22 protein-coding genes are annotated in these 20,997 nt (G+C 65.0%); 20 read left to right on the plus strand and 2 right to left on the minus strand.

The window, feature by feature from the left end:
* Positions 1–54 precede the first annotated feature (54 nt).
* The 18 genes from V8U06_RS20995 to trmB all read left to right on the plus strand — a co-directional run bounded on the left by V8U06_RS20995 (position 55) and on the right by trmB (position 18,525).
* A complete protein-coding gene (locus V8U06_RS20995; RefSeq protein WP_226920767.1) occupies positions 55–2,898 on the plus strand; it encodes a [protein-PII] uridylyltransferase in 2,844 nt (947 codons plus the stop codon).
* The gene (gene murJ, locus V8U06_RS21000; protein ID WP_226920764.1) at positions 2,895–4,481 is read left to right on the plus strand and encodes a murein biosynthesis integral membrane protein MurJ; all 1,587 of its coding nucleotides are present in this window, start codon (positions 2,895–2,897) and stop codon (positions 4,479–4,481) included. Before V8U06_RS20995 ends, murJ begins: the two co-directional genes overlap by 4 nt.
* The gene (locus V8U06_RS21005) at positions 4,478–4,870 is read left to right on the plus strand and encodes a VOC family protein (protein WP_427142347.1); all 393 of its coding nucleotides are present in this window, start codon (positions 4,478–4,480) and stop codon (positions 4,868–4,870) included. Before murJ ends, V8U06_RS21005 begins: the two co-directional genes overlap by 4 nt.
* Positions 4,871–4,997: 127 nt before the next feature.
* The gene (trpS, locus tag V8U06_RS21010) at positions 4,998–6,065 is read left to right on the plus strand and encodes a tryptophan--tRNA ligase (RefSeq protein WP_427142348.1); all 1,068 of its coding nucleotides are present in this window, start codon (positions 4,998–5,000) and stop codon (positions 6,063–6,065) included.
* Positions 6,066–6,104: 39 nt separating this feature from the next.
* Positions 6,105–6,596, plus strand: coding sequence for a universal stress protein (locus V8U06_RS21015; RefSeq protein WP_427142349.1), 492 nt, complete (start codon positions 6,105–6,107; stop codon positions 6,594–6,596).
* 141 nt (positions 6,597–6,737) lie between these two features.
* Complete coding sequence (locus V8U06_RS21020; protein ID WP_427142350.1) at positions 6,738–7,307, plus strand: NifU family protein; 570 nt, start codon at positions 6,738–6,740, stop codon at positions 7,305–7,307.
* 30 nt (positions 7,308–7,337) lie between these two features.
* On the plus strand, positions 7,338–7,985 hold the full coding sequence (tsaB, locus tag V8U06_RS21025; RefSeq protein ID WP_427142351.1) for a tRNA (adenosine(37)-N6)-threonylcarbamoyltransferase complex dimerization subunit type 1 TsaB: 648 nt from the start codon (positions 7,338–7,340) through the stop codon (positions 7,983–7,985).
* Between the two features lies 1 nt (position 7,986).
* Positions 7,987–8,481 (plus strand): GNAT family N-acetyltransferase, encoded by a 495-nt coding sequence (locus V8U06_RS21030; RefSeq protein WP_226920750.1) that lies wholly within the window; start codon positions 7,987–7,989, stop codon positions 8,479–8,481.
* Between the two features lie 38 nt (positions 8,482–8,519).
* Positions 8,520–8,945, plus strand: coding sequence for a Fur family transcriptional regulator (locus tag V8U06_RS21035; RefSeq protein WP_427142352.1), 426 nt, complete (start codon positions 8,520–8,522; stop codon positions 8,943–8,945).
* 40 nt (positions 8,946–8,985) lie between these two features.
* Complete coding sequence (locus tag V8U06_RS21040; RefSeq protein WP_226920746.1) at positions 8,986–9,774, plus strand: lysophospholipid acyltransferase family protein; 789 nt, start codon at positions 8,986–8,988, stop codon at positions 9,772–9,774.
* 45 nt (positions 9,775–9,819) lie between these two features.
* The gene (gene miaB / locus V8U06_RS21045; RefSeq protein WP_427142353.1) at positions 9,820–11,211 is read left to right on the plus strand and encodes a tRNA (N6-isopentenyl adenosine(37)-C2)-methylthiotransferase MiaB; all 1,392 of its coding nucleotides are present in this window, start codon (positions 9,820–9,822) and stop codon (positions 11,209–11,211) included.
* Positions 11,212–11,238: 27 nt separating this feature from the next.
* The gene (locus V8U06_RS21050; RefSeq protein WP_427142354.1) at positions 11,239–12,291 is read left to right on the plus strand and encodes a PhoH family protein; all 1,053 of its coding nucleotides are present in this window, start codon (positions 11,239–11,241) and stop codon (positions 12,289–12,291) included.
* Between the two features lie 16 nt (positions 12,292–12,307).
* Complete coding sequence (gene ybeY, locus V8U06_RS21055; RefSeq protein ID WP_427142355.1) at positions 12,308–12,817, plus strand: rRNA maturation RNase YbeY; 510 nt, start codon at positions 12,308–12,310, stop codon at positions 12,815–12,817.
* A 9-nt stretch (positions 12,818–12,826) separates the two neighbouring features.
* Positions 12,827–13,996 (plus strand): hemolysin family protein, encoded by a 1,170-nt coding sequence (locus V8U06_RS21060; protein ID WP_427142356.1) that lies wholly within the window; start codon positions 12,827–12,829, stop codon positions 13,994–13,996.
* A 231-nt stretch (positions 13,997–14,227) separates the two neighbouring features.
* A complete protein-coding gene (gene lnt / locus V8U06_RS21065) occupies positions 14,228–15,808 on the plus strand; it encodes an apolipoprotein N-acyltransferase (protein WP_427142357.1) in 1,581 nt (526 codons plus the stop codon).
* A 144-nt stretch (positions 15,809–15,952) separates the two neighbouring features.
* Positions 15,953–16,372 (plus strand): helix-turn-helix domain-containing protein, encoded by a 420-nt coding sequence (locus tag V8U06_RS21070; protein WP_427142358.1) that lies wholly within the window; start codon positions 15,953–15,955, stop codon positions 16,370–16,372.
* Between the two features lie 205 nt (positions 16,373–16,577).
* Positions 16,578–17,816 (plus strand): methionine adenosyltransferase, encoded by a 1,239-nt coding sequence (gene metK / locus V8U06_RS21075; RefSeq protein ID WP_427142359.1) that lies wholly within the window; start codon positions 16,578–16,580, stop codon positions 17,814–17,816.
* A 7-nt stretch (positions 17,817–17,823) separates the two neighbouring features.
* Positions 17,824–18,525 (plus strand): tRNA (guanosine(46)-N7)-methyltransferase TrmB, encoded by a 702-nt coding sequence (gene trmB, locus V8U06_RS21080; protein WP_427142360.1) that lies wholly within the window; start codon positions 17,824–17,826, stop codon positions 18,523–18,525.
* Between the two features lie 17 nt (positions 18,526–18,542).
* Here the strand turns inward: trmB and V8U06_RS21085 are convergent, their stop codons facing one another.
* Both V8U06_RS21085 and V8U06_RS21090 read right to left on the minus strand, forming a co-directional pair.
* Positions 18,543–18,800, minus strand: coding sequence for a DUF1150 family protein (locus V8U06_RS21085; protein WP_427142361.1), 258 nt, complete (start codon positions 18,798–18,800; stop codon positions 18,543–18,545).
* A gap of 131 nt (positions 18,801–18,931) precedes the next feature.
* Positions 18,932–19,363, minus strand: a complete 432-nt coding sequence (locus tag V8U06_RS21090; RefSeq protein WP_427142362.1) for an Hsp20 family protein — start codon at positions 19,361–19,363, stop codon at positions 18,932–18,934.
* Positions 19,364–19,544: 181 nt separating this feature from the next.
* On the opposite strand from V8U06_RS21090, the gene V8U06_RS21095 reads away from it, so the two are divergent.
* Together V8U06_RS21095 and V8U06_RS21100 are read left to right on the plus strand one after the other, a co-directional pair.
* Positions 19,545–20,486, plus strand: a complete 942-nt coding sequence (locus tag V8U06_RS21095) for a nucleoside hydrolase (protein ID WP_427142363.1) — start codon at positions 19,545–19,547, stop codon at positions 20,484–20,486.
* On the plus strand, positions 20,486–20,845 hold the full coding sequence (locus V8U06_RS21100; RefSeq protein WP_427142364.1) for a hypothetical protein: 360 nt from the start codon (positions 20,486–20,488) through the stop codon (positions 20,843–20,845). The genes V8U06_RS21095 and V8U06_RS21100 overlap by 1 nt, the downstream gene beginning before the upstream one ends.
* The last annotated feature ends 152 nt before the right edge of the window (positions 20,846–20,997 follow it).

The following is a 20,997-nucleotide window of genomic DNA, read 5'->3' on the forward strand; positions in this document are numbered from 1 at the left end:
GGCATGCGAACCGAACGGGCGATGGACGACAAGCGGGACGCAGGCCGGAATCCGATGGAAAACAAGCTTCTGGCGCCGGCCGAGTCCGGCCTTCTCGACGTGCCGGCGCTGCGCGCGCGCTGCGAATTCATCGCCAGCACCAATGCCGACTATCGCGACCGCATGCGCCGCGAGCTTCTTGCCGAGTTCAAGGCGGTCAACGCCGCCGGCCGCGCCCGTGCCCGCGAACTGCTCTTCGCCGATGGCAGCGGCCTGCAATGCGCCGCCCGCATTTCCTGGCTGCAGGACCAGCTGATCGCGGTCCTGCACGACTTCGCCCTCAACCACGTCTTCAGCGCCGGCCAGGTGCCGCCGGCCTCCCGCATCACCGTCACGGCCGTCGGCGGTTACGGGCGCGGCACGCTGGCGCCCGGCTCGGATATCGACCTGCTCTTCCTGCTCCCGGCCAAGCCTGCCGCCTGGAGCGAGCCGGCCATCGAGTTCATGCTCTATATCCTGTGGGATCTCGGCTTCAAGGTCGGCCACGCCACGCGCAATCTTGAGGAATGCGTCCAGCTCTCCAAGGGCGACATGACGATCCGCACGGCGATCCTCGAGGCGCGCTACATCTGCGGCTCGGTCGCGTTGTTCGACGAGCTGGCGGTGCGCTTCGACCGCGAGATCGTGCGCGGCACCGGCCCGGAATTCATCGCCGCCAAGCTTGCCGAGCGCGACGAGCGTCACCGCAAGGCCGGCGACACGCGCTATCTGGTCGAGCCGAACGTCAAGGAAGGCAAGGGCGGGCTGCGCGACCTGCACACGCTGTTCTGGATCGCCAAGTACTTCTACCACATCAAGGACCCCGCCGAACTGGTCAAGCTCGGCGTGCTCTCCCGGCAGGAATACAAGCTCTTCCAGAAGGCGGACGATTTCCTCTGGGCCGTGCGCTGCCACATGCATTTCCTGACGGGCAAGGCGGAGGAGCGCCTGTCCTTCGACATCCAGCGCGAAATCGCCGAATGCCTCGGCTACCAGCCGCATCCCGGCCTTTCCGCCGTCGAGCGCTTCATGAAGCACTACTTTCTCGTCGCCAAGGACGTGGGGGACCTCACGCGCATCTTCTGCGCGACGCTCGAGGACCAGCAGGCCAAGGAAGCGCCCGGCATCACCGCCGTCATCAGCCGCTTCACCCGCCGCACCCGCAAGATCGCCGGCACGCTGGATTTCCTCGAGGACCGCGGCCGCATCACCATCGCCGACCCCGACGTCTTCAAGCGCGACCCGGTCAACCTCATCCGTCTCTTCCACATCGCCGACATCAACGGGCTGGAATTCCATCCCGACGCGCTGAAGCAGATGACGCGTTCGCTGACGCTCATCAACGGGGCGCTGCGCGAGAGCGAGGAGGCGAACCGCCTCTTCCTGTCGATCCTCACCTCGCCGCGCGACCCGGCGCTGATCCTGCGCCGCATGAACGAGGCCGGCGTGCTCGGCCGCTTCATCCCGGATTTCGGCAAGATCGTCGCGATGATGCAGTTCAACATGTATCATCACTATACGGTCGACGAGCACCTCATCCGCGCCGTCGGCGTGCTCGCCAGCATCGACCAGGGGCGCGAAAAGGAAGCCCATCCGCTCAGCTATCAGGTCATGCCGAGCATCGAGGACCGCATTCCGCTCTATGTGGCGGTGCTGCTGCACGATATCGCCAAGGGGCGTCCGGAGGACCATTCGGAAGCCGGCGCCAAGGTCGCGCGCAAGCTCTGCCCGCGCTTCGGCCTCACGCCCAAGCAGACGGAACTGGTCGTCTGGCTGATCGAGGAACACCTCACCATGTCCATGGTCGCGCAGACCCGCGACCTCAACGACCGCAAGACCATCGTCGACTTTGCCGACAAGGTGCAGTCGATGGAACGGCTGAAGATGCTGCTGGTGCTGACGGTCTGCGACATCCGCGCCGTCGGCCCGGGCGTGTGGAACGGCTGGAAGGGCCAGCTGCTGCGCACCCTCTATTATGAAACCGAACTCCTGATCTCCGGCGGCTTTTCCGAACTGTCGCGCAAGGAGCGGGCGCAGGCCGCCCGCGAAATCCTTTCCGAGACGCTGCCGGCCGACTGGAGCCAGAAGGACCGCAAGACCTATACGCGCCTCCACTACGATCCCTATCTCCTGACGGTGTCGCTGGAGGACCAGGTGCGCCACGCCGCCTTCATCCGCGAGGCGGACAAGAGCGGGCAGACGCTCGCCACCATGGTGCGCACCCATTCCTTCCACGCCATCACCGAGATCACGGTGCTCTCGCCGGACCATCCGCGCCTGCTGACGGTGATCGCCGGCGCCTGCGCGGCGGCGGGCGCGAACATCGTCGACGCCCAGATCTTCACGACATCGGACGGTCGCGCGCTCGACACCATTCTCGTCAACCGCGAATTCCCCAACGATGCGGACGAGATGCGCCGCGCCGGCACGATCGGCCGCATGATTGAGGACGTGCTGTCCGGCCGCAAGCGCCTGCCGGAGGTGATCGCGACGCGCACGAAGAGTCGCCGGCGCACCCGCACCTTCACCGTCTCGCCGACCGTCACCATCTCCAACACGCTGTCGAACAAGTTCACCGTCATCGAGATCGAGTGCCTCGACCGGCCGGGCCTCCTGTCGGAAGTGACGGCCGTGCTGTCCGACCTTTCGCTCGACATCGCCTCGGCGCATATCACGACCTTCGGCGAGAAGGTCATCGACACCTTCTATGTCACCGACCTCGTCGGCCAGAAGGTCAGCAACGACAACCGGCAGGCCAATATCGTCGGGCGGCTGAAGGCCGTCATGGCGGACGAAGCGGACGAGGCGCGCGATCGCATGCCACCCGGCATGATCGCGCCGGCTTCCGCCACGCCGAAAAGGATCAGGGCAGAACAATGAGTCTCGTCAAGAAATTCGCGACCGTCGGCGGCGCGACGCTCGGCAGCCGCGTGCTCGGTTTTGCCCGCGAAACGCTGATGGCCGCCGCCCTCGGCACGGGGCCGATGGCCGACGCCTTCTACGCCGCCTTCCGCTTCCCCAACCTCTTCCGCCGCCTTTTTGCCGAAGGCGCCTTCAACGCTGCCTTCGTGCCGCTCTTTGCCAAGGAGATCGAGGCCGGCGGCATCGACGGGGCCAAGCGCTTCTCCGAAGAGGTCTTCGGCGTGCTCTTCACCGTGCTCCTGATGCTGACCATCGCGATGGAGCTGCTGATGCCGCTGCTCGTCGCCTGGGTCATCGCGCCGGGCTTCGTCGACGATGCGGAAAAGTTCGACCTGACGGTCAAGCTCGCCGTCGTCATGTTCCCCTATCTCATGTGCATGTCGCTGACGGCCATGCTGTCGGGCATGCTGAATTCGCTGCATCACTATTTCGCCGCCGCCATCGCGCCGGTTTTCCTTAATGTCGTCCTCATCGGCGCGCTTGCCTACGGCCTCTGGCAGGGCGCGACGCCGCTGGAAACGGCCTGGTATCTCTCCTGGGGCGTGCTTGCCGCCGGCCTTCTCCAGATGGCGGTACTCTATGCGGGCGTGCGCCATGCCGGCATGAAGATCGGCTTCCGTCGCCCGCGCATGACGCCCAACGTCAAGCGCCTGCTCTGGCTCGCCCTGCCGGCGGCGGTGACGGGCGGCATCACCCAGATCAACCAGCTCATCGGCCAGATGATCGCCTCCACCAAGGACGGCGCGATCTCGGCCCTGCAATATGCCGACCGCGTCTACCAGCTGCCGCTCGGCGTGGTCGGCATCGCCGTCGGCGTGGTGATGCTGCCGGAACTGGCGCGGGCGCTGAAGGGCGGCCAGGAGCGGGAGGCGGGCCACCTGCAGAACCGCTCGATGGAATTCGTGCTCTTCCTCACCCTGCCGGCCGCCGGCGCGCTCTGGGTCATTTCCGACGAGATCGTGCGCGTGCTCTACGAGCGCGGCGCCTTCAGCCCGGAGACGACCTCCATCGTCGCCGGCACGCTCGCCATCTACGGCCTCGGCCTGCCCGGCTTCGTGATGATCAAGGCGCTCAATCCCGGCTTCTTCGCCCGGGAGGACACCAAGACGCCGATGCGCATCACCATGCTGTCGGTGGTCATCAACTGCGTGCTGGCGGTGTCGCTCTTCCCGCTGTTTTACGAGCGCGGCATCGCGACCGCCGAGGCCGTTTCCGGCTGGCTGACGGCGCTCCTGCTCTTCGTCACGCTGGTGCGCCGCGGCCACTGGCCGCTGGAAAAGGCGCTCGCCGTGCGCGTCGCAAAGCTGCTCGTCGCCACGGTGGTCATGGCGGTCTCGCTCGAATACGCTTCCGGCTATCTCGCCGATCATCTCGGCTCGGCCGCGCCGCTCTACGAGCAGGTGGCGGCGCTCGGCCTCCTCGTCGGCCTCGCCATGGTCGTCTATTTCTCGCTCGCCTTCCTCATCGGCGGCGCGGACCCGGGCATGATCCGCCGCAACCTGAAGCGCGGGCGCGGCAAGCCGCAGGCCGGCGCGGAATGAGGCAGCGGATCGCCCTCGTCTCGCTGCTCGTGCCGGACTACGATGTGGGCATCGCCTTTTATTGCGGCAGGCTCGGCTTCGGTCTTGTCGAGGATACGGCGCTCGGCGACGGCAAGCGCTGGGTGATCGTCCGTCCGCCGGGCGCGGGCGAGAGCGGCCTTCTCCTTGCCGTCGCCGATGGCGCGCGCCAGCAGGCGGCGATCGGCAACCAGACGGGCGGCCGTGTCGGCTTCTTCCTGCACACGGACGATTTCGGACGGGACCATGCCGCCTTCCTTGCGGCCGGCGTGCATTTCCACGAAGCGCCCCGGCACGAGCCCTACGGCACGGTCGCCGTCTTCGAGGATGCCTTCGGCAACCTCTGGGACCTTATCGAGCCGCGTGGCTGACGCCCCTTGATCGGCGGCCCGTCGCCGTGCATAAGCGCGACGGGTTTACGCAAGTCCGGGCGCATACCTGTCCCGGATCTTCCTCTTCAACAGGATCAGGCCTTCCACCCGCCTGAAGGATACCGCCATGAGCGCATTCAAGCCTCTCGTCTTCTCCGGCGTCCAGCCGACCGGCAATCTTCACCTCGGCAACTATCTCGGCGCGATCCGCAAGTTCGTCGCCCTGCAGGACGACAATGACTGCATCTACTGCGTCGTCGACCTGCACGCGCTGACCGCGCAGCTGGTGCATGAGGACATGCGCAACCAGATCCGCTCCATCGCGGCTGCCTTCATCGCCTCCGGCATCGACCCGAAGAAGCATATCGTCTTCAACCAGTCCGCCGTGCCGCAGCATTCCGAGCTCGCCTGGATCTTCAACTGCGTGGCGCGCATCGGCTGGATGGAGCGCATGACACAGTTCAAGGACAAGGCCGGCGGCAAGAATGCCGAGCAGGTCTCGCTGGGCCTGCTTGCCTATCCGAGCCTGATGGCTGCCGACATCCTCGTCTACCGCGCGACCCATGTTCCGGTTGGCGATGACCAGAAGCAGCATCTGGAACTGACCCGCGACATCGCCCAGAAGTTCAACATCGACTTCGGCAGCCATATCCGCAAGACCGGCACGGGCGTCGACATCGTCGTCGGCGAGGAGCCGGTGCACGCCTATTTCCCGATGGTCGAACCGCTGATCGGCGGCCCGGCGCCGCGCGTCATGTCGCTGCGCGATGGCACGAAGAAGATGTCGAAGTCGGACGCGTCCGATCTTTCGCGCGTCAACCTGCTCGACGATGCCGAGACGATCTCCAAGAAGATCCGCAAGGCCAAGACCGATCCGGATGGCTTGCCGAGCGAGGTCGAGGGTCTGAAGGGCCGCCCCGAGGCGGAAAACCTCGTCGGCATCTATGCCGCGCTCTCCGACAAGACGAAGGCCGAGGTTCTCGCCGAATTCGGCGGTCAGCAGTTCTCCGTCTTCAAGCCGGCGCTGGTCGACCTTTCGGTCAATGTTCTCTCTCCGATCACCGGCGAGATGCGCCGCCTGATGGACGACACCAGCCATATCGACGCGATCCTTCGGGACGGCGGCGAAAGGGCGCGGGCGCGGGCCGAAAAAACCATGAAGGAAGTCCGCGACATCATCGGTTTTGTGCAGTAAGGTCGCCGCGAAACGCAGGAACCGAAGCAAGGGGGCCGCATGGTTTCTCGACGACTTTCTCGCATGGAAGGCCACCGCCGCAAATTCCTGGCGGTCATAGACGACACGCCGGAATGCCAGCGCGCCGTCCACTATGCGGGAATGCGGGCGAAGAATTCCAATGGCGGCGTGGTCCTGCTCTATGTGATCGCCAACGGCGATTTCCAGCAATGGCTGGGGGTCGAGGAGATCATGCGGGCGGAAGCGCGCGAGGAGGCGGAAGCCGTGCTCGCGAAAGCCGCGCAGGCCCTGCGCGAATCGGTCGGCATCGAGCCGGAGCCGGTGATCCGCGAGGGCGTCGCCAGCGAAGAGATCAACGGCCTCATCGAGGAGGATCGCGACATCGCGATCCTCGTTCTGGCCGCCGGCTCCGCCAAGGAAGGGCCGGGGCCGCTGGTTTCCTCGCTCGCAAGTCGCGGTCAGGCTTTCCCGATCCCCGTGACCGTCATTCCGGATTCCCTGAGCGACGAGGAACTGGACGCGCTGAGCTAGGGCAGGCGCGGCGATTTGGTGCGGGATTGCGCAGCAGAAAGAATCCCGCGCTCTTGAAGAGAGGTGCGGAAGCGCCTATCTTCTTTTGAATTATTCTAAATACTTTGGCGGGCGGACGCGCCCGGCCGCATGGAGACGAAGATGTTCATCCAGACCGAAGCGACGCCGAACCCGGCGACCCTCAAGTTCCTGCCGGGCAAGGTGGTGCTGGAAACGGGTACGGCCGAGTTCCGCGACGAGACGGAAGCGCGCGCCGCGTCGCCGCTCGCCGCCCGCCTCTTCGCCATTCCCGGCGTCAAAAGCGTGTTCCTCGGTTACGATTTCATCACCGTCACCAAGGACGGCGCGGACTGGCAGCATATGAAGCCCGCCATCCTCGGCAACATCATGGAACACTTCATGTCCGGCCAGCCGGTCATCGCCAGCGGCGCCCTCGGCGGCAGCGCTGACGAGGAGGGCGAGTTCTTCAACGAGGGCGACGAGACCATCGTCGCCACCATCAAGGAACTGCTCGACACGCGCGTGCGCCCGGCCGTGGCGCAGGACGGCGGCGACATCACCTTCAAGGGCTTCCGCGACGGCGTTGTCTATCTCAACATGAAGGGCGCCTGCTCGGGCTGCCCGTCCTCCACGGCAACGCTCAAGCACGGCGTGCAGAACCTTCTTCGCCATTTCGTACCGGAAGTGCAGGAAGTTGAAGCCGTCGCCTGAGGCCTTCGCCGCACGGAAAGGGCTGCCGGCATGATCGTTCTTGCGATCGATACGGCGGGCACCGGCTGCTACGCGGCGCTTTATGATTCCGACCAGGATACGGTTCTCGGTGCCGCCGGCGCCGAGATTGGTCGTGGCCATGCCGAACGGCTGATGGAATTCGTCGATGCGGCGCTGGACGCGGCCGGCATGGATTTGCCGGCCGTGGAGCGTATCGCCGTCACGATCGGTCCGGGGTCCTTCACCGGCATCCGCGTCGGCGTCGCCGCTGCGCGCGGCCTGGCGCTGGCGCTCGGCGTTCCCGCGGTCGGCGTCTCCACGCTTTCCGCGCTTGCCGCTGAACATCAGACCGGCGCACCGCTGCTCGTCGCCGTTGATGCCAAGCGCGACGAAATCTACTGGCAGCGCTTTGCCGCCGATGGCGCTGCGGCTTCGCCGCCCGCCATCGCGGCCATTGCCGAGGCACGGGAGATCGCGGCAGGCCATGACGGTGCGATTGTGGGTTCGGCTGCCGCGCTGCTGCGCGAGGGGGCATCGCCGGGAACGGACGGCGTTTCCATCGCCATCGTCGCGCGGCTGGGCGCCCGCCTCGATCCGCAGGCGCACCTGCCGAGGCCGCTCTATCTGCGCGGTCCCGATGCCAAGCCGCAGGCGGGTTTCGCGATCCGGAGGGCATGACATGTCCCTGACCGACTACTTCACCCGCAAGCCGGCCTTCGAGATCTTCCCGCTCGAAACGACGGATGCCGCCATCGCCGCGACGCTCCACCGCGCGCGCTTTCCCCAGCCGTGGAACGACGGCGAGTTTCATTCGCTGCTGTCGCAGGATCCGGTCTTCGGCTTCCTGGCGCTGAAGGAGAACGTGCTCGGTCGCACGGCCGGCGGCTTCGTGCTGGCCCGCGCCACGGCCGGCGAGGCGGAAATCCTGACCATCGGCGTCGACGAGCGCTTCGCACGCGCCGGCCTCGGCTGGCGACTGATGCTGGCGGCCCTGCGCGAAGCCAGGATGCGCGGCGCAGAGGATATTTTCCTTGAGGTCGACGAGGTCAACGCCGCCGCCCGCGGTCTCTATGCCAAGCTTGGCTTCATCAAGGTCGGCGAGCGCAAGGCCTACTATGCGGCCGCGGATGGCAGCCGGTCCACGGCGCTTGTCTTGCGGCGCGATCTTCGCTAGTCCCCTATCGGGAGGCGAAACGAACAAGGGCGGGTCGCATGACGGAAGTCGAAAAATCGCTGGAAGAGCTTTGCGTCGAGCGCGGCATGCGCATGACCGAGCAGCGCCGCGTCATCGCGCGCGTGCTGGAAGCCTCCGCCGACCATCCGGATGTCGAAGAACTCTACCGCCGCTCTTCGGCCGTCGACGCGCGCATTTCCATCTCCACCGTCTACCGCACCGTCAAACTTTTCGAGGATGCCGGCATCATCGAGCGGCACGATTTCCGCGACGGTCGCTCACGCTACGAGACGGTGCCGGACGAGCACCACGATCACCTGATCGACCTGAAGAACGGGCAGGTGATCGAGTTCCATTCGCCGGAGATCGAGGCTCTGCAGGAGCGCATCGCCCGCGAGCATGGCTTCAAGCTGGTCGATCATCGCCTGGAACTCTACGGCATCCCTCTCAAGGAGGGCGAGTGAGGCTGCGCCTTGCATCGCCTGACCTTCGGCCGGTGATGCCGTGATCGCCTGGCTTCGCATCGTCGTCGGCCTTGTCGTCCTCGTCGCGGCGACGGTGGTGCTGCTGCCGGTCCAGCTCGTCGGCCTGCGTTTCAACCTGAAGATCCGCCGCCGCATACCGCGCCTCTGGCATCGCGTCGCCTGCCGGGTTCTCGGCATCCGGGTGCGGGTGCATGGCGCGCTGGAGCAGCAAAGGCCACTGCTGATCGCCGCCAACCATGCTTCCTGGAAGGACATCATGGTGCTCGGCTCCATCGCCGATGTCGTCTATATCGCCAAGGCCGAGGTGCGGGGCTGGCCGGTCTTCGGCATCCTCGCCCGTCTGCAGGCGACGATCTTCGTGGTGCGCGAACAGCGTCAGAAGACCGGCGACCAGGTAGACGAAATCGCAAGGCGCCTGACCGACGGCGAGATCGTCGTGCTCTTCCCCGAGGGAACGACCTCGGACGGCAACCGCCTCCTCGAGATCAAGACCTCGCTTTTCGGCGCCGCAGCCTCCGCCGTGCCTCATGCGCCGCACGGCGTCGTGCATATCCAGCCGGTTTCCATCGCCTATACCGGCGTGCACGGCATGGCGATGGGGCGCTACCACAGGCCGATTGCCGCCTGGCCGGGCGATATCGAACTCCTGCCGCATCTTCTCGGCGTCGCGCGGGAAGGCGCCGTCGATGTCGATGTCGATTTCGGCGAGCGGGTCGATTATTCCCGCGCCAGCAACCGCAAGCAGGTGAGCCGCGAAGTCGAGGCGCGCATCCGCGCCATGCTGGGCGCGCGATTGCGCGGCCGATAGCGTCGGGGCTTCAAATTCCGGGGCTTTTCCACTATGGAAACGGCCATGAGCGAACGATCCCTCTCCCTGCCCGAAATGCCTGCCGCCACGGCGAACACCCGCAAGGTCTTCGTGAAGACCTACGGCTGTCAGATGAACGTCTATGACAGCGAGCGCATGACGGACGCCCTGTCGAAGGACGGCTATCAGGCGACGGAGGTACTGGAAGAGGCCGACCTCGTTCTCCTCAACACCTGTCACATCCGCGAAAAGGCGGCGGAAAAGGTCTATTCGGAACTCGGCCGTCTGCGCGAGATGAAGAAGGCCCGCGCCAGGAACGGCCGCGAGATGGTGATCGGCGTCACCGGCTGCGTCGCCCAGGCGGAAGGCAAGGAAATCCTGCGCCGCGCGCCGGCCGTGGACCTCGTCATCGGCCCGCAGACCTATCATCGCCTGCCCGAGGCGCTGCGCCGCGCCAAGGGCGGCGAGCGCGTGGTCGAGACGGACTATGCCATCGAGGACAAGTTCGAGCATCTGCCTGCGCCGGAAAAGGCGAAGACCCGCGCCCGCGGCGTCACCGCCTTCCTCACCGTGCAGGAAGGGTGCGACAAGTTCTGCACCTTCTGTGTGGTGCCCTATACGCGCGGTTCCGAAGTCTCCCGCCCCGTTTCGCAGATCGTCTCCGAAGCCGAGCGCCTCGTCGAAGGCGGCGTGCGCGAGATCACCCTGCTCGGCCAGAACGTCAACGCCTGGCACGGCCTCGGCCCTGATGGCACCGAATGGGGTCTCGGCGACCTGCTCTACCGCCTTGCCGAGATCGAAGGCCTCGCGCGCCTGCGCTATACGACCAGCCATCCGCGCGACATGGACGACCGCCTGATCGAGGCGCACCGCGACCTGCCGAAGCTGATGCCCTATCTGCATCTGCCGGTGCAGGCCGGTTCCGACCGCATTCTGAAGGCCATGAACCGCCGGCACACGGCGGCCGACTATGTCGCCCTCATCGAGCGCATCCGTGCCGTCCAGCCCGACCTTGCCATATCGGGCGATTTCATCGTCGGCTTCCCCGGCGAGACCGACGAAGACTTCGAGGACACGATGCGCCTCGTCGAGACGGTCGGTTATGCACAGGCATTTTCGTTCAAATATTCCACCCGTCCCGGCACGCCCGGCGCGGAAATGGACGGCCATGTCGAAGAGCGTGTTAAGGCCGAACGCCTTGAAAGATTGCAGGCTTTGCTGTTCCAGCAGCAAAAGGACTTCGCCCGCGGCTGCGTCGGCAAGGAGATAGACCTGCTTCTGGAGAAGCCCGGACGCCGTCCCGGCCAGCTCGTCGGCCGCTCACCCTGGCTGCAGCCTGTGAATGTTGATGCAAAAGGTTCCGAAATCGGTGACATTATCCGGGTACGAATCATCGATGCCGGGCCCAACAGCCTTTTCGCCGAAGCGATCGGGTAACGGGCGGATCGCAAGGAGCTTGACCGCTTGAACGGACACGAACTGATGACGTCATCGCCGCGCCAGTCGAAGAATGAGACCGACGCCAATCAATTCGTGCTCACTTTCGAGAACAATCGATACGCAAGCGAGCTCTTCGGCCAGTTCGACCAGAACCTGAAGCTCATCGAACAGCGCCTCCATATCGACGCCCGCGCCCGCGGCAATTCCGTTTCCATTTCCGGCGACGTGGTGGCCACCGGCCAGGCCCGCCGCGCGCTCGATTATCTCTACGATCGCCTCCAGAAGGGCGGCTCCATCGAGCTGTCCGATGTCGAGGGCGCCATCCGCATGGCGATTGCCGCGGACGACCAGCTTTCGCTGCCCACCATGGAGCGCAAGGCCAAGCTCACCATGGCGCAGATTTCCACCCGCAAGAAGACGATTGCGGCCCGCACGCCGACGCAGGATACCTATATCCGCGCGATGGAACGGTCCGAACTCGTCTTCGGCGTCGGCCCCGCCGGCACGGGCAAGACCTATCTCGCCGTCGCCTATGCCGCCCAGCTTCTGGAGCGCGGCGCGGTGGACCGCATCATCCTCTCCCGTCCGGCCGTCGAAGCCGGCGAGCGCCTCGGCTTCCTGCCGGGCGACATGAAGGAAAAGGTCGATCCCTATCTGCGCCCGCTCTATGACGCGCTCTACGACATGATGCCGGGCGACAAGGTCGAACGCGCCATCACCGCCGGCGTCATCGAAATCGCGCCGCTCGCCTTCATGCGCGGTCGTACGCTCGCCAATGCCGCCGTCATCCTCGACGAGGCACAGAACACGACGTCGATGCAGATGAAGATGTTCCTGACGCGCCTCGGTGAAAACGGCCGCATGATCGTCACGGGCGACCCGAGCCAGGTCGACCTGCCGCGCGGCGTCAAGTCCGGCCTCGTCGAAGCGCTGCAGATCCTCAAGGGCGTCGAGGGCGTCTCGGTCGTACGTTTCAAGGACGTCGACGTGGTGCGCCATCCGATGGTCGCACGCATCGTGCGGGCCTATGAGGCCCAGACGGCCGTGCAGGACGAAAGCGAGCAGCTGGATCGCTGACCGATCCCGGTATCCGATGAGCGAACTCGACATCCAGATTTCCATCGAGGAGGGCGCGTGGCCCTCCGAAGAGCGCTTGCTCGAGATGAGCGGGCGCGTGCTGGGCGCGGCGGCGGAGCATCTTCGCGGGAAGGAAAAGCAGCCCTTCCCGAAGACCGGCGCGCCGGAAGTCTCTCTCGTCTTCACCAACGATGAAAGCATCCGTGGCATCAACGCGGAATGGCGTGGACAGGACAAGCCGACCAATGTGCTCTCCTTCCCCGCCTTCCCGCTGACACCCGGCAAGATGCCGGGTCCGATGCTCGGCGACATCATCTTCGCCGAGGAAACATTGACCCGCGAGGCGGCCGATCTCGGCAAGTCCTTCGACGAACATCTCACGCATCTGATGGTGCATGGATTTCTGCATCTCTTCGGCTATGATCACATGGACGATGAGGAAGCGGAAAAAATGGAGGGGCTGGAGACTCGCATTCTTGCCGAGCTTGGCCTATCTGACCCCTACGGGGATGGCCCCGAAGAATAGTTTGGACCAATGAGCGACTTCAAGAACCAGTCGGTAGCGACGGAAAAGAGCGAGGCGGACGCCTCAAGTCAGGACGAGGCGGGCAGTAGTAGCAGCGCGCCGAAGCTGGAAAGCGGGGGCCGGTCATCCTTCTGGTCCCGTGCGACGCGGCTTTGGCGCATGACCGGCGCCTCCAGCCTCCGCAAGGACCTTGCCGAGGCCCTGATGACGGAGGAGAACGGCGAGCCCACCTTCTCGCCCGAAGAGCGGGCGATGCTGCACAACATTCTCCGCTTCCGCGAGGTGCGCGTCGAGGACGTCATGGTGCCGCGTGCCGATATCGAGGCCGTCGACCAGGACATCACGATCGCCGAACTGATGGTGATCTTCGAGGATTCCGGCCGCTCGCGCATGCCGGTCTATAACGAAAGCCTCGACGATCCGCGCGGCATGGTCCATATCCGCGACCTGCTCGCCTATGTCACCAAGCAGGCCCGCAACAAGCGCCGCACCGGCGCCAAGCCTTTAACCGCCAAAGCCGGGACCGCCAAATCCGCGGCAACGGCCGGCGAGAAACCGGTCCGCACGCCGAAGGCCGAATTCGACCTCGGCCGTGTCGATCTTTCCACCACCGTCGCCGAAGCCGGCATTATCCGCCAGGTCCTCTTCGTCCCGCCGTCCATGCTCGCCGCTGACCTGATGGCGCGCATGCAGGCCGACCGCACGCAGATGGCGCTCGTCATCGACGAATATGGCGGCACCGACGGCCTCGCCTCGCTGGAGGACATCGTCGAGATGGTCGTCGGCGACATCGAGGACGAGCACGACGACGACGAGGTGATGATCCAGCGCGTCAGCGACGACGTCTTCATCGCCGATGCGCGCGTCGAACTGGAAGAGCTGGCCGAAGCCATCGGCCCGGATTTCGACATTCGCGAACAGCTGGAAGACGCCGATACACTCGGCGGCCTCATCTTCGCCTCGCTCGGGCGCATTCCCGTGCGCGGCGAAGTGGTGCAGGCCGTGCCCGGCTTCGAGTTCCACGTGCTCGACGCCGATCCGCGCCGCGTCAAGCGGGTGCGCGTCACCCGCAAGCGCGCCAGCGCCGTCCGCCGCCGCGACCGCCGTCCGGAAGGCGAGGGCCTTGTCGACCGCAACAAGCCGGCCGAACAGCAGGCGGGTGAGGCGAACGCCGAATAAGGCGGGTGCCTCTTCCCGATCGGAACAGCTCTCGCCTGGTGACTTGTCCTCATCCTGTCCTTCGCCTCGCTTGCGGGGCGAGGGCAGCCGGCATCCCCCTCCGAAGGGGAAATCCCGACAAGGCAAGGTCGGAGTGCCCGATGCAATTAACGGCAGGGACCTGAGGACAACGCGCCGGTTTTTTGAAAGACTGGCGCGGCTGATTCGGGGATATCAAGACTAGGGGACGGGATGGAGCGGCTTGCGGGCAAGGTCATGCTCCTGTCTGGTACGAGACGGGCGCTGACGGCATTTCTTGCGGGCCTCGTCGGCGTGCTGGCGCTGCCACCGTTCGGGTTCCTCGCCGCGCTCTTCGTGTCCTTCACCCTGCTCGTCTGGTTACTCGATGGCGCGAGCGCCGCGCCGGAGGCCGGTTTCCTGCGCCGTCTCGCGCCGGCCTTCCGCATCGGCTGGACCTTCGGCTTCGGCTATTTCGTCGGCGGCCTCTGGTGGCTCGGCAATGCCCTGCTCGTGGAGGCGGATGCTTTCGCCTGGGCGCTGCCGCTCGCCGTCTTCGGCCTTCCGGCCTTCCTTGCCCTGTATTATGGCTTCGCCGCTGCGCTCGCCCGGCTCCTCTGGTCGGACGGCATGGGTCGCATCGCCGCACTCGCCTTCGCCTTCGGTGTGGGGGAGTGGCTGCGCAGCACACTCTTCACCGGCTTCCCCTGGAACGCCGTCGGCTATGGCGCCATGCCCGTGCCGCTCCTGATGCAATCCTCCGGCCTTGTCGGCCTTGCCGGCATGAACGCACTTGCCGTATTCGTCTTCGCCGCGCCGGCCCTGCTTGGAACGCGCCGTGGGCGCGTGCCGGGCCTTGGCCTCGCCGCGCTCCTCTTCGCTGCCCATGTCGGTTATGGCTACTACGCGCTGAACGTCGTGCCGACGCCGGAAAGCGCCGCCACCGTCGTCCGCCTCGTCCAGCCGGTCATCGACCAGGCGATGAAGCTCGACGATTCGGCGCGGGCGGACATCTTCGAGCGGCACCTCGCCCTCAGCGCCGCCGCGCCGGAAGGCGGCAAGAGGCCCGACGTCATCGTCTGGCCGGAAACTTCCATTCCCTTCATCCTCACGGACAATCCCGATGCCCTCGTGCGCATCGCCGATGTACTGGAGGACGATCAGGTGCTGATCGCCGGCGCGGTGCGCACGGAAAGCGCCGGCTCCGGCAAGGCGCCGCGTTATTACAATTCCATCTACGCCATCGACGGCAAGGGGCAGATCGTTGCCGCCGCCGACAAGGTGCACCTCGTCCCCTTCGGCGAATACATGCCCTTTGCTGATCTCTTCGAGAGCCTGGGCGTCGATGCCGTCGCCATGCCCGGCGGCTTCTCCGCCGCCCGGGCGCCGCAGCTTCTGACCGCGTCGGGCAAGGGATTCTATCCGCTGGTCTGCTACGAGGCGATCTTCCCCGAGGAGATGGCTTCGGTGGCCGACGATGCGGTTGCCCTGCTGAATGTCACCAACGACGCCTGGTTCGGCAATACGCCTGGTCCCTACCAGCATTTCCTCCAGGCGCGCCTTCGCGCCGTCGAGCGCGGCGCGCCACTGATTCGCGCCGCCAATAACGGTATTTCTGCCGTCATCGATGCCAAGGGCAGGGTGGTCGCAGGGCTGTCCTACGACGTTCCGGGCTTCGTGGATGCAACCCTCCCGGGAAAGCTTACGTCAGGTGAGGCGGGCAAGTGGCGGAACTGGGCGTTTCCGGTGACCCTCGCCCTGCTCTTGGCGATGGCGGGCATTTCTCGCGCTGGTTTTAGAAACAGGGTGAATTGACCCAAAACCCCTAAAATAGCATAGTGCACGCCGCCGGCGGTTCTCCTGTATTGTAGCGACCTTCAGAGTCTGCGCATACAACGTGACGTTAGGTTTTCGTTAACGTAGCCGGTAGGGGCCATTTCCGCGTTAGGACTTAAAGTGATGATGGAAAACAAGAAGAAGCCGAATCCGATCGATATCCATGTCGGCAGCCGGATAAGACTTCGCAGGACCATGCTCGGCATGAGCCAGGAAAAGCTGGGTGAAAGCCTCGGCATCACCTTCCAGCAGATCCAGAAATACGAGAAGGGCACGAATCGCGTCGGCGCCAGCCGCCTGCAGAACATTTCGAGCATTCTCAATGTGCCGGTCTCGTTCTTCTTCGAAGATGCGCCGGGCGAGCAGACGGACGTTCAGGCCGGCCTCGCCGAAGCTTCGAGCTCTAACTACGTCGTCGACTTCCTGTCCTCCTCTGAAGGCCTGCAGCTCAACCGCGCCTTCGTGAAGATCGGCGATCCCAAGGTGCGCCGCAAGCTGGTCGATCTCGTCAAGGCGCTCGCCGCCGAGGCCGAGGTCGAGTAACCGGCCTTCCCGAACCGCATGAAAGAACGGCCCTTCGGGGCCGTTTTTCATTGGGCGCGCATCTGTGTCGCCGCGGCGCGACACTCGCGGCAAATCGTCTGGAAGCGGGAGACATAAAGATATTCTTATGTCCTTGTGTGCTTGTCTTTGCGCGGCGAACTGAATAACAACGTCGAAGTCCATTTTCTTTGAGGGGAATTCCCGCATGCGCAGCAGCTATCTCTTCACCAGCGAGTCCGTCGCCGAAGGCCATCCGGACAAGGTGTGCGACCGTATCTCCGACGAAATCGTCGATCTCGTCTATCGCGAAGCCGTGAAGTCGAAGGTCGACCCGTGGTCGGTCCGGATTGCCTGCGAGACGCTTGCCACGACCAACCGCGTCGTCATTGCCGGTGAAGTCCGCCTGCCGCCGAGCCTCCTGAAGAAGGACAAGAACGGCCACGACGTCATCAATCCCGCCAAGTTCAAGTCGGCTGCCCGCAAGGCGATCCGCGACATCGGCTACGAGCAGGACGGTTTCCACTGGAAGACGGCCAAGATCGACGTGCTCCTGCACTCGCAGTCCGCCGATATCGCCCAGGGCGTCGACAACGCCGCCGACAAGCAGGGTGACGAAGGCGCCGGCGACCAGGGCATCATGTTCGGCTACGCCTGCCGCGAAACCGCCGAGCTCATGCCGGCGCCGCTCTATTATTCGCACCGCATCCTCGCCCTCCTCGCCGAAGCCCGCAAGAAGGGCGAAGGCGACGCCGGCAAGCTCGGCCCGGACGCCAAGAGCCAGGTCACCGTGCGCTACGTCGACGGCAAGCCGGCCGACGTCGCCTCCATCGTGCTGTCCACGCAGCATCTCGATGCCAGCTGGGATTCCAAGAAGGTCCGCGCCGTCGTCGAACCCTATATCCGCGAAGCGCTGGCCGACCTGAAGATCGCCGACGATTGCTCCTGGTACATCAACCCGACGGGCAAGTTCGTCATCGGCGGCCCGGACGGCGACGCCGGCCTCACCGGCCGCAAGATCATCGTCGACACCTATGGTGGCGCGGCTCCGCATGGCGGCGGCGCCTTCTCCGGCAAGGACACGACCAAGGTCGACCGTTCGGCCGCCTATGCCGCGCGCTACCTCGCCAAGAACGTCGTTGCCGCGGGTCTTGCCGAGCGCTGCACGATCCAGCTCTCCTACGCCATCGGCGTCGCCCAGCCGCTGTCGATCTATGTCGACCTGCATGGTACCGGCAAGGTGAGCGAAGACGAAGTCGAAGCCGCGATCCGCAAGGTCATGGACCTGTCGCCGTCGGGCATCCGCCGTCACCTCGACCTCAACAAGCCGATCTACGCCAAGACCGCCGCCTATGGCCATTTTGGCCGCAAGGCCGGTCGTGACGGCTCCTTCTCCTGGGAACGCCTCGACCTCGTCAAGGCGCTCAAGGAAGCGCTGAAGAACTGAGGCCAAGATGACCGATGCAGAGCGCCGCAGCCGAGCGACCGAAGCCTTCTTCGGTCGCCGCAAGGGAAAACCGCTGCGTGAGCGGCAGGTGCAGCATCTCGAAACGCTGCTGCCGGAACTGAAGGTCGATCTTTCGGCCGAGGCTCCGGCAGACATTGCATCGCTCTACGGCTTCAAGCCGGCCCGCATCCGCCTCGAAATCGGCTTCGGCGGCGGCGAGCACCTCATCCATCGCGCGCTGGAGCAGCCCGAGACCGCCTTTATCGGCGTCGAACCCTTCGTCAATTCCATGGCGAAGCTGGTCGGCCGCGTGGAGGAAACGGGCGCGAAGAATATCCGGCTCTATGATGACGATGCGACGGAACTTCTGGATTGGCTGCCGGCCGGCTCGATCGATCAGATCGATCTGCTCTATCCCGACCCCTGGCCGAAGAAGAAGCACTGGAAGAGACGGTTCGTGTCTCAGGTCAACCTGGACCGCTTTGCCCGGGTGCTGAAGCCCGGCGGGCTGTTCTGCTTCGCGTCCGATATCGACACCTATGTCAACTGGACGCTGATGCATTGCGGAGAGCATTCCGCTTTTGCGTGGACCGCGGAAAACGCGGTCGATTGGCTGACGCCGTTTGCCGGCTGGCCGGGCACGCGCTACGAGGCGAAGGCCAAGCGCGAGGGCCGCAAGTCGGCCTATCTCACCTTCCGCCGTCTCTGACGGACGGGTTTCCTCGTTCAGTGCAGGCTGACGGTGCGCAGATCGTCTTCGGCAGCCTTGAAGAAGGTGCTGGAACGGTTGTCGGTCAGCAGGATCGGCGTGCCGTCCGCGCCGAACAGCGCCCACAGGTCGAGGCTCGGGTCGATTTCCGGTGCTTCCGGGAAGACGCGCGACACTTCGTCGGCCTTCATCTTCCTGATATAGCCGACTTCGCCGGCGCCCAGATGCGCAAGATCCGCCTTCGATACGGTGGGGGTGATTGTTTTCAGGCCCATTTTTGCCTCCATGGCAATGCCGGACTTGCCGGCCACCGGACGCCAACGGCCACCATGGCCCATCGGTCGTTCGGCGATCAGGTTATGCGCGAAACGGTCCGGCGGGTGTTCCCGCAGGAACGGCTCATGATCTAGTCTGATACGGAAATGTTAATTTTCTTTACCATCCGCACCGGCTCCGGCCGGACGAGATCGACCGAGAGGAGGCCGTTCTTCAGCTCGGCGCCCGAAACGCGCATGCCGTCGGCAAGCACGAAGGTGCGCTGGAACTGGCGCGCGGCGATGCCGCGGTAAAGATAGTCCCGTTCGCCGCTCTCGGCCTGGCGGCCGCGGATGACGAGCTGGTTTTCCTCCGTCGTCACGTCGAGTTCCTCCTCTGAGAAACCCGCGACGGCAAGCGTGATGCGCAGGCGTTCGGGTGCGCCCGTCTCGCCGTTCGGCCGCAGCCGCTCGATATTATAGGGAGGATAGCCGTCATTGCCCTTGGCGATGCGCTCAAGGGTCTTCTCCATGGCGTCGAAACCCAGGAGAAGCGGGCTCGTGAATGGGGTCATGCGTGTCATCGTCCAGTCCTTGGCTTCAAGCGACCTTGGCGGGACCCGGCTTCGGCATCCCGACGGCTGCAATATGGTGATTGCGCCGTCCCGGCGCAAGACGCTTGCGAAAGGCGGCTTTGCAAATATAGTCGCCGCTTCGCCTGCGCGGCGCAGGCCACAGCACGAGAATCGAAGGAACGGTAAGGGCATGTCTGAGCCACGGAAAATCATCATCGACACGGATCCCGGCCAGGACGATGCGGCCGCGATCATGCTGGCGCTCGGCAGCCCGGAACTCGATATCCTCGGCATCACCACGGTCGCCGGCAACGTGCCGCTGTCGCGCACGTCCACCAATGCCCGCATCATCCTGGAATTCTGCGCCCGGCCCGAGGTGAAGGTCTTTGCCGGCGCCGACAAGCCCGTTGCCCGCCCGCTGGTCACCGCCGAGCATGTGCATGGCAAGACCGGTCTCGACGGTCCGGACCTGCACGAGCCGCAAATGCCGCTGCAGGCGCAGCTTGCCGTCGACTTCATCATCGAGACGCTGAAGCGCGAGCCTGCCGGCACGGTGACGCTCTGCACGCTCGGTCCGCTGACGAACATCGCGCTCGCGCTCGAAAAGGCGCCCGAGATTGCCGGCCGCGTGCGCGAACTGGTCATGATGGGTGGCGGTTTCTTCGAGGGCGGCAACATCACGCCGGCCGCCGAGTTCAACATCTATGTCGACCCGGAAGCGGCCGCGGCCGTCTTCCGGTCCGGTATCCCCATCGTCATGATGCCGCTCGATGTCACCCACAAGGTGCTGACGCTGAAAAGCCGCGTCGCCCGCCTGCGCGAAATCGGCAGCCGTCCGGCCACCGCGCTTGTACAGATGCTCGACTTCTTCGAGCGCTTCGACGTGGAGAAATACGGCTCCGACGGTGGTCCGCTGCACGATCCGACGGTCATCGCCTACCTTCTGAAGCCGGAACTCTTCTCCGGCCGCGATTGCAATGTCGAGGTAGAGACGGCCTCGCCCCTGACGGTCGGCATGACGGTCGTCGACTGGTGGCAGGTCACGGGGCGCAAGCACAATGCCCGCGTCATGAAGGACGTCGATGCCGACGGTTTCTTCGCTCTTCTCACCGAGCGCGTCGGCCGCCTGTGATGCGCGGACCACGCCAGGCGGCGTCCGGCGCCGAGGCCCGCTTCCACAAGGAGATGATGGGCCTCTACGACCGCTTCGCAACGCTCGGCTTCCGCCCCGTCTTGCTGCGCCGCTTCGTTCTCCTGAAGGGCGGCGTGGCGACGGCGAAGGAGCTTATCTTCAATCCCGGCACCACCGGCCTCGAACGCCTGCTTGACGCCGGCAAGCCGGAGCTTTCGATGGAAGCCCTGATGCTGCATCCCGACTATCGGGACCTCTTCACGGACCTGGAGCTGAAGGAAGCGACCCAGCGCCTCGAAAACGCGCCCCGCCGCCGCTCCCGCGGCCGGCTTGAGGCAAAGCCGACGGAGCGGAAGTAGACGTCCCCCAAATCGATCCGCGCTCAAGACGGAAAGAGAGAGACCACCAACGAAAAAAGCCGGCGGAAACGCCGGCTTTTCCTTTTCCTATTGTCGATTGTGCAGCGTCTCAGAACTCTTCCCAGTCGTCCTGGGCAAGCGCGGTGTTGCCG

Origin of the sequence: Shinella sp. G-2 (assembly GCF_050172695.1) — a bacterium.
Classification (GTDB): Bacteria; Pseudomonadota; Alphaproteobacteria; order Rhizobiales; family Rhizobiaceae; genus Shinella.